Here is an 11,628-nt window from a genome sequence, read left to right as displayed (position 1 = left end):
TAGCGATGCCCGAAGGAGACACCGTCTGGCACACCGCGGCCGTCCTGCGCGAGCACCTGGTCGGGCGCACCCTCACGCGCTGCGACGTCCGCGTCCCCCGGTACGCGACGGTCGACCTCACCGGGCAGACGGTCGACGAGGTGCTCAGCCGGGGCAAGCACCTGTTCATCCGGGTGGGCCGGGCGAGCATCCACTCGCACCTGAAGATGGACGGCAGCTGGCGGGTCGCCGACCGGCCGGTGCGGGTCGACCACCGGGCGCGGATCGTCCTGGAAGCCGGCGCCGTCCGCGCCGTCGGCGTGGACCTCGGCGTCCTGGAGATCCTGGAGCGCGACCGCGATGGGGACGCCGTCGCGCACCTGGGGCCAGATCTGCTGGGCGAGGACTGGGACGCCACCACCGCCGCCGCCAACCTGGCGGCCCAACCGGACCGGCCGCTCGCCCAGGCGCTGCTCGACCAGCGGGTGCTGGCGGGCATCGGCAACGTCTACTGCAACGAGCTGTGTTTCGTCAGCGGACACCTGCCCACCGCACCGGTGAGCGCGGTCGCCGACCCGCGCCGGCTGGTCCTCCGTGCCCGGGACATGTTGTGGCTGAACCGGTCCCGCTGGAACCGCTGCACCACCGGCGATACCAGGGCCGGGCGGCAGCTGTGGGTCTACGGGCGCGCGGGGCAGGGTTGCCGTCGCTGCGGCACCCCCATCAACTACGACGACTCCGGGGAGCGGGTCACGTACTGGTGCCCGTCCTGCCAGCGCTGACGCTCCTAGCCCTCCGCGCTCGCGATCGCCACTAGTCCTGCGGTGGCGACCCGCAGCGCCCGGCTACGCCGCGCTTGCGATCGCCACTGGTCCTGCGGTGGCAACCCGCAGCGCCCGGCTACGCCGCGCTTGCGATCGCCACTAGTCCTGCGGTGGCGACCCGCAGCGCCCGGCTACGCCGCGCTTGCGATCGCCACTAGTCCCGGGCGTGCGCCAGGAAGAACTCCGCGATGGCCTCCGACCCGTCGAGCGCGCGGGTGGTGGGCCCGATGATCGCCTTGGGCAGGTATTGCCTGCCGCCCGGCCAGGTGTGCCCGCCGCTGTCGATCTGGTAGAAGGTCACCTCGGTGGATGCCGCACACCCGGCGGAGTCGAAGCGATGCACGACGGTGCCGTCCCCGACGCTGGGCAGCGCCTGCACCGAGGGGTCGCCCTGGCATCCGTCGGCCGAACGCCACTTGTTCACCATGGTGGTGGCGGAGATGGAGTGGCTCAGCCCGCCTCGGCCGCGCACGGCCCCACCGTTGAACGGCACCAGCGGGTCGGCGGTGCCGTGGGCCTCCCAGACCGACACCGGCCGCGACGGATTGCACGCCACGCCGACGCCCAAAGTGCCCGCCACGGGCGCGACCGCGGCGAACACATCGGCGCGGTCACAGGCCAGCCGGTTGGACATGAAGGCCCCGTTCGACATCCCGGTGACGAAAACGTGCCCGGGGGCGATGCCGTAGTCGTTTTGCACCTTGTTCACCAGGCCCACCAGGAAGCCGACGTCGTCGATATGCCGGCGATCCGCCGGCGACGCCCCGCGCCCGTCGGCCCAGCTCTTGTCGTAACCGTCGGGATAGACCACGAGCAGGTTATGGGCGTCGGCAACGGCATCGAAGCCGGTCAGCCCCCGCTGACCGTTCCCGGTGCCACCGCCGCCGTGCAGGCTCAACACCAGACCGACCGGGCTACCCGGCGGCACGTGCAGCAGGTAAGTTCGATCCATGCCGCCGGAACGGAACGTCCCGGAAGCATCCCGAGCGGTGGCCGCCGAGACATTCCGCACACCACATCCCACCAAGCACACGGCTACGACGGCCACTGACAACCAACGCACGTACGGCATACCGTCAATACACCGACGGAGCCGATGCCGGAGCAAACCTGGGTGTGGCGATGATCGCAATATCAGTGATCCTGCACCGTGCGACGCAACAACGTGCGAATAATATTCGGGCAGCCCCCGCGGTCAACGAGCAACGGCACTTCGATGTCACGGGAGTATCAGAAATGACGAGGACCCAGATTCGCAACCCCAGCCTGCTGCTGTTGCTGTTGGCTGCTGGGGTTGTCCCGGCGACCGGACTGCTGGGCGCCCTGGGAGCGGCCCCGGCTGCCCACGCCAGCGCGGCCGACGACGCTTTCCTCGCGGCGCTGACGGCCAAGGGCATCAACTACGAGTCGCCCGAAACCGCCATCCGGTCCGGCCATTTGGTGTGCCAGGAACTCGAATCCGGCGAATCGGCGCAACAGGTGGCCAACGACGTCATGACCAACAGCCACCTCGATGGCTACCACGCCGGCTACTTCGTGGGCGTGAGCATCCGGGCGTATTGCCCCAAGTATCAGGCCTGAAATTAACAGGCAGTTGACAGGCTCGTGACAAGCGCGCCGGTAAAATTGGCGCTGAACCTATCTCGAGAACTCGAAGGCCAAATGATTCCTAAACTTTTGGTCGGCGTTGCACTCATCCTCGGCGCTGCAGGTTGGACGGCAGCATCGGCAAACGCCGACCCAAGCCCGTTTAGCACGCTGAGCTGCAGTTGCCAGGAGACTGCTCCGGCGGGCAGCACCACCCTCACGGACAAGGTCGATCGCGGAATCCAGCAAGGCCTTTCGGATCTGCCGGCCATCGCCGTCGAGCACTGACGATCACTTCCGCCTCCGCCGCTCGATGTAGTGATAGCGCGCGGCCCGTCGCCGGATGCGATACGCGCTTCCGCGGGTGCGGTGCGGCTGCCCGACGATGTGCATCGGCTCGCTGTAGAAGAGCAGCTTGCCCAGCTCCACCAACACCAGGTAACAGACGACAAAGGTGCCCAGCGCGGCGAAGAACTGCCACGGCAGCGGCGTAAAGCCCAGGGTGCGGGCCAGCGGTGAAATCGTCAGGCCGGCACCGACGGCGACCACGGTGAGGCTGGTGACGGTCAGCAGCGCGCTGGGTCGGCTGCGAAAGAACGGCACCATGCGGGTGCGAATGACGAAGATGATCAGCGTCTGCGTCGCGAGGGATTCCACGAACCAGCCCGTCCGGAACTCGATGGCACCGGCGTGCAGCACGCCCAGCATCAACCCGAACGTCAGGAAGTCGAACAGCGAACTGATCGGGCCGAAGATCAGCATGAAGCGCCGGATGAACGCGACGTTCCAGTGCGACGGCGCGTGCAGCTGCGCCGCGTCGACCCGGTCGGTCGGGATCGCCAGCTGCGAGGTGTCGTAAAGCAGGTTGTTGAGCAGGATTTGGCTGGGCAGCATCGGCAGGAACGGCAACAGAGCCGACGCGGCCGCGGCGCTGAACATGTTCCCGAAATTGCTCGACGTGCCCATCAGCACGTACTTGATGGTGTTGGCGAAGATGCGCCGGCCCTCGGCCACCCCGGTGGCCAGCACACTGAGGTCCTTTTCCAGCAGCACGACGTCGGCCGCATCCTTGGCCACGTCGGTGGCGCTGTCGACCGAGATCCCCACATCGGCGGCGTGCAAGGCCAGCGCGTCGTTGACACCGTCGCCCAGGAAGCCCACCGATCGCCCCTCGCTCCGCAGCGCGACGATCAACTTCGCCTTCTGCTCGGGGGAGATGCGCGCGAAGATCGTGTTCTTCTGCGCGATGCGTATGAACGCGTGGTCGTCCAAACCGTCGAGCTCCCCGCCGGTGACGGTGCCCTTCGACGCCAAACCCAGTTCGGCGCATACCTTTTCGGCGACCCGTGGGTTGTCCCCGGTGGCGATCTTCAGCTCGATGCCCAGCTCGGCCAGCTCGGAGAGCGATTGCCGCGCAGCGGATTTGGGCTCGTCGGCAAACACCAGGAACCCAGCGAGCGTCAGATCGCTTTCGTCCGCCCGGGTGAGCGTCGTCATCGCGGGCGCCGGTTTGGTGGCCACGGCCACCACCCGTCGCCCGGCGGCGAACAACTCCGCGAGAGTCTCCTCCGCCGCCGGCGGGACGGCTCGGCACTGGGCCAGCACCTGCTCGGGCGCCCCCTTGACCACCAGCACGCGGGCTCCGTCGTCGTCGACCAGCGCCGACGTTGCCCGGCGTTGGTGGTCGAACGGCAGCATCGCGACCCGGTGCGCCGCACCGGCCACCAACTGGTGCGCCTGCGGGGACTCCCAGAGCGCGGCATCGAGCGAATTGGCACTCGCACCACCGGTTTCCGGGTCCACATCGGTGGATAGCAGCCCCAGCCGGCAGACCGCGTCGCTGTGCGCACCGGCGTGATCGACCGAGCCCACCAGACGGATCCGCCCTTCCGTCAGGGTGCCGGTCTTGTCGGTGATCAGGATGTCGATGTCGCCGAGGTCTTCGATGCACACCAACCGCTTGACGAGCACCTTCGCTTTGGCCAGCTGCCGTGATCCGGTCGCCAGGCCGGTGCTGACGACAGCGGGCAGCAGCTGCGGCGTGATCCCGACCGCGATCGCGAGCGAGAACAGCACCGAGTCGATGATGGGCTTCTGCAGCAGCAGGTTGCTGATCAAAATGACCACCATCAGCGCGACGGCGACCTGTAGCAACAGGTAGGAGAACCGGCGCAGCCCGACCTGGAAGGCGGTCTCGGGCTGGCGATCGTCCAAACCCGATGCGATTTGCCCGAATTCGGCGTCTCGACCGGTGGCGTACACCACCCCGGTCCCCTCCCCGGCACTGACGATGGTGCCCATGAAGGCCAGGTCGGTCGCGTCAGCCAGACCGGTTCCGGCAGGCACCGGTTCCGTCGATTTCTCCGATCCCGTCGATTCCCCGGTCAGGATGCTTTCGTTGCATTCCAGGCCGCTGACCTCGATCAGCCGAACATCGGCCGGTATCGCCTCCCCCAGCGACAGCCGAATCACGTCGCCCGGGACGAGCGCGGTCACGGCGAGCGAGACGAACTTCCCGTCACGGCGCACCACGGCGTTGTGGCGCACGCTGTCATGCAGGTCGGCGGCGGCCCGCTCGGCGCGGTATTCGTTGATGAAGCCCAGCCCGATGCTGGCCGCCAGGATGATGCCGATGATGACGGCCTGCATGCTGTCGCCCAGGAAATACGAGGCGACTGCGGTGCCGGCCAGCAGGATGAGCACCGCGTTGCGCAGCTGACGGCCCAGCACCGCAAGGACATTCACGCGATGGGTGCGCACCGCGTTGGGCCCGTAGCGCGTGAGCCGGGCGGCGGCCTCCGCGCCGGACAACCCGGCCGGCGAGCTGTCCAACCGGCGCAGCACCTCGTCGACCGTGGCGGCCGCGACCAGCGTCGTGGTCGAGCCGGCGGTCTCCTGTCGGGGGTCGGCGATCATAGCCAGTCGCGACGTTTGAACATCACGTAGATGACCACCATCAGGACGAAGATCAGGCCGGTGCTGGCCAGAAAGCCGGCGAGGTGGCCGAAGCCCGGGTAGGGCACGTTCTGACCGTAAAAGCCGGTGATCGCGGTGGGAACGGCGATGATGGCCGCCCACCCGGTCAGCTTCTTCATGATGGTGTTCAGCCGGGCGTCTTGCAGCGACAGGTTGGTTTCGAAAATCGTTGTGACCATGTCGCGCAACGACTCCGTCCATTCCGACACGCGAAGCACGTGGTCGTACAGGTCGGCGTACAGCGGGTCCAGTTCCGGGGCAGTGCCCAGCTCGTGGCGGTGGTGCTGAATCGAGTTGACGACCTCCCGCATCGGGAGCGCCACCCGCCGCAGGGCGACCAGGTCGCGTCTCATCTGAAACGTTCTGCGCTGAAAGCTCGCCTGGCGCGGCTTGCCGTCGAACAGCTCGTCTTCGATGTCTTCGATGCAGTCGTCCAGGGCCTCGACCGCCGCGAAGTGACTGTCCACCACGACGTCGAGCAACCCGTGCACCAGCGCGCCCACCCCGTACTGCTGGGCGCCGATCTCCTCCCAGCGCCGGGTGACCGCGGCGATGTCGAAGTCGGGCGTCAAGCGCACGGTGATCAAACCGCGGGGAAGCACGAACGCCGAGATCCGCTGCGTGGACAGCATCCGCCGCGGCTCGTCGGTGCCTTCGCCCGCGACGTGGACGGCATAGACGGTGAAGAACGTGTGGGTTTCGTACGCGGTGGCCTTGACACGCTCGGCCGCCGCCACAGCGTCCTCGACGGCCCACGTGTTGAGGCCGAGTTCGGCAGCCAGGTCGCACAGCGCATCGTGGTCCGGCTCGCACAAATCCACCCAGACCAGGGCGTCGGGTTCGCGAAGGTACTCGGAGATGTCATCGAATGCGAACTCGTCCTGCGGCTTACCGTGGCGCCACAGGCGTCCGTGGATGTTGGGCGCGACCTGCACGAGGCCATCCTCTCAGCCCAGCCCCTCCAGCGCCTGTCAGTAGGTGGAGATTTCGTCCGGCGCGGGCAGGTCGCCGCTGACCATGAAGACGACCCGGCGGCCGACTTCCACGGCATGGTCGGCGAAGCGCTCGTAGAAACGGCCGAGCAACGCCGCGTCCACGGCGACGGGAATGTTGTCGGTCCAGTCGTCATCCAACAGCACGCTGAACAACTGCCGGTAGAGCTCGTCCATCGCGTCGTCCTGTTCGCGAAGCCGGGCGGCCTGCTGCGGATCGTGGGAAATCAGCACCTGTGTTGCGCTGTCCCCCAACGCGATTGCCACCTTGGCCATCTCGGCGAAACACGCGCGGACATTTTCTGGAAGTACCTGATTCGGGTGCTCCCGCCGGGCGATCTTGGCGACGTGCACGGCCAGTGCGCCCATGCGTTCGATGTCGGCGATGAGCTGTATGGCGCTGAAAACCGCCCGTAACTCCCCGGCAACCGGTTGTTGCAGCGCCAGCAACGCGAAGGCTTCCCGCTCCGCGCCCGCCCGCATCACCACCATTCGGTCGTGCTCCCGGATGACCTGTTCCGCGGCGTCGAGGTCGGCCTCCAGCAGGGCCTCGGTCGCTCGCCGCATGGCGTCGTTGGCCAGGCCGCACATCTGGCTGAGTTCAACGGTCAACTCGGCCAGCTGGTGGTGATACGCGGTTCGCATAGCGCAACGGTGGCGCAAGGCGAGCCGATTTCACAAGGGACGAAAGCCACCCGAAAAGGTCCTGAACGACTCCTCCCCCGCGCGCCACCGCCCGTTAATCTGCCGCTATTACCATGCCGAGAACACTCGAACGATCGACGTGAGCCGGGAGAGCACGGTGACCACACGACGCGGCCTGCCCGGCTTGGGCATGCTGTTGGCGCCGCTGCGCGTCGCGGCCGTGGGAACCGAAATCGCCGCCGGCACCGCCCTGTTGGGCGGCAATGTCGCGATGAGCGTGGGCAGGTCCCTGGTGCGCGCCACGCCGGACGTTCCGGCGCTGACCCGCGCGGCGGCGGGCGCGGTGCTCGAGGCGGCGGGCGGACCACCGGCGCGGCGCACCAGCAGCAACGGCGCGCGGCACTGGGTCGAGGTGCGGGGGCTCGAAAGCCAGCACGCCGCGGCGATCACGACCGATGTTTTGGCGGCCGTCCGCGCGACCCCCGGCGTGCGGCAGGCCTACGTCAACCGCACCCTCGCGCGGGTGGTGGTAACCGTGGCCGACGGCGGACCGTCGGCCTCAGCGCTGAGCCGCGCCGTCGCCGGCGCCGAACGACGGCGCGCGGGCAGGCAGCTGCCGGCCAGCCTGCCGGGCGACGACGCGCTGCTGATGGGCCGGATGGTCGCGGCCACGGCCGCCTCTGTGGGCCTTGGCCTCTCACTGACCGGCAGTCTGCTGCGGCTGCCCCGGTTGCCGGACTTGGTGGCCGTACCGCCGACGATCGCCGACCACCTGCCGCGGCTGCGCAGGGAGCTGGAGCGGCGTCTCGGGCCCGACGGCACCGACGTGTTGTTCGGCATCGTGAACGCCACCACCGCCGCCCTGACGGTGTCGCCGACGGCGGCGGCCGCCGAGGCCGCCACCCGCACCATGCTGGCGGCCGAGGCGTGGAACGGCAGGCTGGCGTGGTCCCGGCATGAGCCCGGGTTGGCCGGCCGGCCGGTGGCCGACGACGCCGGCGCGGCGCCGATCGCCAACCCAGCGCCCCCCGACGGGCCCGCGGAACGCTACGCCAACCGCATCGGCATGGCGGGCCTCGGAGCCGCCGCCGCGGTCGGCTTGCTCACTCGCAACCCCGACGCGGCCGGCGCCGCCGCGCTGGCAGCCATGCCCAAGCCGTTGCGCACCGTGCGGGAGGCGTTCGGTTGCACGATGAACCGCGGCCTTTCCACCCGCCACGACGCGCTGGTGCTGCGCCCCCGGGTGTTGCGGACACTCGACCGGATCGACGCGATCATGGTCGACCCGCGCGCGCTGTACACCGACGAATTGACGGTCAGTCGGGTACTCGGAGTGGACAATTCGGCCCGCGCCCACGCTTGGGAGGCGGTTCGGGCCGCGCTCGACAACGACGGCCTGAAACCGGGATGGCACCCGCTGACCGACATACCCGGGGCCGGCAGCGTCGGCGAGGCACTCATCAGCCCCGTCCGCAATCCGTTCGCCGCCGCGGTGCTGACCGAGGCGCGGCGGTCACAGCCACGCGTCTATTCCCTCGACGACGACGGATTACGTTCCCTGGCACAAGGTTTCGACCAGCTCTACCCCGCGGACGGGTCGATCGACCACGCGGTGGCGGCGGCCGTCGCGGAACTGAAGGCCGCCGGGAACACCGTGGCGCTGTTGACCACGTCGGACATGCATGCCGCGCACCGCTCCGACGTGACGATCGGCCTGCTGCGGCCCGGGCATTCCCCGCCCTGGGGCGCCGACGTGATCGCGCAAGATCTGACCGGCGCCTGGCGGCTGTTGCACGCGCTGCCCGCCGCGCGCGCCGCCACCGACAACGCCGTCCGGTTGTCCGCGTCGGCTTCGGCGATCGGCGCGTTGATGCTGATTCCCGGTGTGCCCGGGCGAAGTTCGGCATCGGTCAACGTCGGCATGTTCGCCAGCCTGTGGTTCGGCTACCGGGCGGCCGTGAAGACGCTGCGCGATCCGCTGCCGGAGCCCGAAACCAGCCACGACTGGCACGCGTTGCCGGTTGCCGAGGTGCAGCGGCTGCTGCCCCGCCCGACGGAGGAGGACCGCGAGGAGACGGCCGCCTGGTGGCAGCAGGTGCCACCGGTTCGCGCGCTGCACGACGCCAGCGTGGCGTCGTGGGGAGTCGTCCGCGATTTTGCCGAGGAGATGCGCGGTGACCTGGCGGACCCCATCACCCCGCTGCTGGCCACCGGCGCAGCGGCCAGCGCGCTGCTCGGCTCGCCGCTGGATGCGGTGCTGGTGGGCAGCGTGCTGTTGGTCAACGCCGCCTTGTCGGCCGAGCAGCAGCTGCACGCGGAGAGCACCCTGAATCGCCTGCTGGCGGTGCAGGATCCGCCGGCGAGGCGGCGGGTGGGTCCGCTGGACGCGCAACGCCGCGAGAAGGTGCCGACGAAGCGGCTGCGGCTGGGCGACATCATCGAGGTCCATGCCGACGAGGTGGTGCCCGCGGACGCGCGGCTGCTGCACGCCTCGAACGTGGAAGTCGACGAGTCGACGCTGACCGGCGAATCGCTGCCGGTGGCCAAGCACACCGATCCCACGCCGGGGGCCCCGCTGGCCGAACGGACCTGCATGCTCTACGCCGGCACCACGGTGGTTGCGGGCACCGCGGTCGCCGTGGTCACCGCCGTCGGGTCGCGGTCGGAGATGCGCAGGGCGCTGGCGATGGCTCCGAGGAAGATGCAGGAGATCGGGCTGCAGCGGCAGTTGCGGCACATCACCCGCCGGGCGCTGCCGTTCAGCGTGGCCAGCGGCGGCCTGGTCGGGCTGCTCAGCGTGGCGCGGGGCACCGGGTTGCGCGAGGCGGTGTCCAGCGCGGTCACGCTGATCGTCGCCGCCATACCGGAGGGTCTGCCGCTGGTGGCGACGCTGGCCCAGCTGGCCGCCGCACGCCGGCTCACCGGTGAATCGGTGCTGATCCGCAACCCGCACTCGGTGGAGGCCTTGGCCCGGCTGGACGTGGTGTGCTTCGACAAGACCGGGACGCTGAGCGAGAACCGGCTGAAGGTCAAGGCGGTGCGGCCGATGGCGGGCTACACCCCCGGTGCGCTGCTGGATGCGGCTTTGAGCACCAGCTACGCCAGACACACCCACCGCGTCGACCACGCCACCGACGATGCGATCCACCGCGCCGCCGACGATCCCGGCCTACGCGGCGACGGCTCCGGGCCGCAGCGGCTGACCCGGGACGCCTTCCTGCCCTTCCAGTCCGGCCGCCCGTTCGCGGCCGCGCTCGTCGGCACCCGGTTGACCATCAAGGGCTCGCCCGAGGTGCTCGCGTCGGCGTTGCTGCACGACGGCCACCCGTTGACCCGACAGGTCGACGAGATGGCCGCCAACGGATTGCGGGTCCTCGCGGTGGCCGAGCGTCAACTCAGCGCGAGTGAAGCCGCCTCCGCGGCAAAGGATCCGGACCACCTCGAGGCCCTGTGCGGCTCCGGGCTCACCCCGATCGGGTTGCTCGGCCTGGCCGACACCCCGCGGCCCGCGGCCCCCGGGCTGCTGAAGGAACTCGCCGCGCGCGGCATCGGCGTCCGGCTGATCACCGGCGATCACCCGGCGACCGCGGCCGTGATCGCCCAGGAGATGGGCCTCGACGTCACGGCCGACCAGGTGATGACCGGCAGCGACTGGGAGGCGCTTTCCGCCGACCAACGCGCCGCCGCGGCGGCGTCGCGGGTGGTCTTCGCGCGGATGACGCCGGAAAACAAGATCGACGTGGTGCAGACCCTCGAGCGGTCCGGGCTGGTGACGGCGATGGTCGGCGACGGCGTCAACGACGCCGCCGCGATCCGGGCGGCCAGCGTGGGCATCGGCGTGGCGGCGCGCGGCAGCGATGCGGCCCGCACCGCGGCGGACGTGGTGCTGCTCGATGAACGGATCGAGGCGCTGCTCGACGCGCTGGACGAGGGCGAGCAGCTGTGGCGGCGGGTGCAGTCGGCGGTGTCGATGCTGTTGGGCGGCAACCTCGGTGAGGTGTGCTTCGCCCTGCTCACCACCGTCCTGACCGGGCGTTCGGTGCTCAACGCCCGCCAGATGCTCCTGGTCAACATGCTGACCGACGCGCTGCCCGCCGCCGCCCTGGCCGTCAGCCCCCAGACGGGCACCGCCGACGTCGACCGCGACGAGGCGGCGATGTGGCGGGCGATCGGAATCCGCGGTGCGGCCACCACGATCGGAGCCACGGCGGGCTGGGCGATGGCCAGCGTGACCGGTCCGCCGCGCCGCGCGGCGACGGTCGCCCTGATCGCGTTGGTCGGTGCGCAACTCACCCAGACGCTGGTCGATTCTCGCGCCCCGCTGGTGGTGTTGACGTCGGTCGGCTCGCTGGGCGCGCTCGCGGTGGTGGTCAGCACCCCGGGGCTCAGCCAGGTATTCGGCTGCACGCCCGTGGACCCGCTCGCCTGGGGTCAGGGATTGCTGGCCGCGGCTGCCGCCAGTGGCCTGTCGGCGGTCGCCCCCGACTTGCTATGGCGGGCGTCACAGGGCGCGCGGCGGCGGTGGCTCGGCGCCGAGCCGGCGAGCGATCCCGAAAGGGCACAAAGTCCCACCCCTTCGGTGCGGCCGACCCTGCCGGGTCCCGGGCGCGCCGACCACGATTGAG

The 11,628-nt window shown here is 69.8% G+C and carries 8 protein-coding genes; 4 read left to right on the top strand and 4 right to left on the bottom strand.

The annotated features are described in order from the left end of the window. Window positions 1-5: 5 nt before the first annotated feature. A complete protein-coding gene (gene nei2, locus A5750_RS00100; RefSeq protein WP_066949797.1) occupies window positions 6-761 on the top strand; it encodes an endonuclease VIII Nei2 in 756 nt (251 codons plus the stop codon). 196 nt (window positions 762-957) lie between these two features. Here nei2 and A5750_RS00095 read toward each other — a convergent pair whose 3' ends face one another. Beyond that, window positions 958-1,875 (bottom strand): PHB depolymerase family esterase, encoded by a 918-nt coding sequence (locus A5750_RS00095; protein ID WP_066949792.1) that lies wholly within the window; start codon window positions 1,873-1,875, stop codon window positions 958-960. Window positions 1,876-2,039: 164 nt separating this feature from the next. Here A5750_RS00095 and A5750_RS00090 point away from each other — a divergent pair, with 164 nt between their 5' ends. Both A5750_RS00090 and A5750_RS25065 read left to right on the top strand, forming a co-directional pair. After that, window positions 2,040-2,384 carry a DUF732 domain-containing protein gene (locus A5750_RS00090; RefSeq protein ID WP_066949788.1) on the top strand — a complete coding sequence of 115 codons (345 nt, stop codon included), beginning with the start codon at window positions 2,040-2,042 and terminating at the stop codon, window positions 2,382-2,384. Between the two features lie 24 nt (window positions 2,385-2,408). Further along, window positions 2,409-2,678, top strand: coding sequence for a hypothetical protein (locus A5750_RS25065; protein WP_231989076.1), 270 nt, complete (start codon window positions 2,409-2,411; stop codon window positions 2,676-2,678). 3 nt (window positions 2,679-2,681) lie between these two features. On the opposite strand, the gene mgtA is transcribed toward A5750_RS25065, so the two are convergent. The 3 genes from mgtA to phoU are packed head-to-tail and all read right to left on the bottom strand — an operon-like array spanning window position 2,682 to window position 7,003. Next, on the bottom strand, window positions 2,682-5,306 hold the full coding sequence (gene mgtA, locus A5750_RS00085) for a magnesium-translocating P-type ATPase (protein ID WP_067260477.1): 2,625 nt from the start codon (window positions 5,304-5,306) through the stop codon (window positions 2,682-2,684). Then, window positions 5,303-6,301, bottom strand: a complete 999-nt coding sequence (locus tag A5750_RS00080) for a magnesium transporter CorA family protein (RefSeq protein WP_066949782.1) — start codon at window positions 6,299-6,301, stop codon at window positions 5,303-5,305. Before A5750_RS00080 ends, mgtA begins: the two co-directional genes overlap by 4 nt. Before the next feature lie 36 nt (window positions 6,302-6,337). Further along, entirely contained in the window at window positions 6,338-7,003 is a 666-nt protein-coding gene (gene phoU, locus A5750_RS00075; RefSeq protein WP_066949778.1) for a phosphate signaling complex protein PhoU, read from the bottom strand. 190 nt (window positions 7,004-7,193) lie between these two features. Between phoU and A5750_RS00070 the strand changes: the two genes are divergently transcribed. Continuing rightward, entirely contained in the window at window positions 7,194-11,627 is a 4,434-nt protein-coding gene (locus A5750_RS00070) for a cation-translocating P-type ATPase (protein WP_067260514.1), read from the top strand. Window position 11,628 lies beyond the last annotated feature (1 nt).

The sequence above is a fragment of the Mycobacterium sp. 852002-51613_SCH5001154 genome (assembly GCF_001667425.1).
Classification (GTDB): domain Bacteria; phylum Actinomycetota; class Actinomycetes; order Mycobacteriales; family Mycobacteriaceae; genus Mycobacterium.
This window is presented reverse-complemented; position numbering and strand designations above follow the sequence as displayed.

Bases quoted from the DNA above. Each gene is read 5' to 3' on its own strand.
- nei2 (WP_066949797.1), top strand. From the start codon at position 6: ATGCCCGAAGGAGACACCGTCTGGCACACCGCGGCCGTCCTGCGCGAG.
- A5750_RS00095 (WP_066949792.1), bottom strand. From the start codon at position 1,875: ATGCCGTACGTGCGTTGGTTGTCAGTGGCCGTCGTAGCCGTGTGCTTG.
- A5750_RS00090 (WP_066949788.1), top strand. From the start codon at position 2,040: ATGACGAGGACCCAGATTCGCAACCCCAGCCTGCTGCTGTTGCTGTTG.
- mgtA (WP_067260477.1), bottom strand. From the start codon at position 5,306: ATGATCGCCGACCCCCGACAGGAGACCGCCGGCTCGACCACGACGCTG.
- phoU (WP_066949778.1), bottom strand. From the start codon at position 7,003: ATGCGAACCGCGTATCACCACCAGCTGGCCGAGTTGACCGTTGAACTC.
- A5750_RS00070 (WP_067260514.1), top strand. From the start codon at position 7,194: ATGCTGTTGGCGCCGCTGCGCGTCGCGGCCGTGGGAACCGAAATCGCC.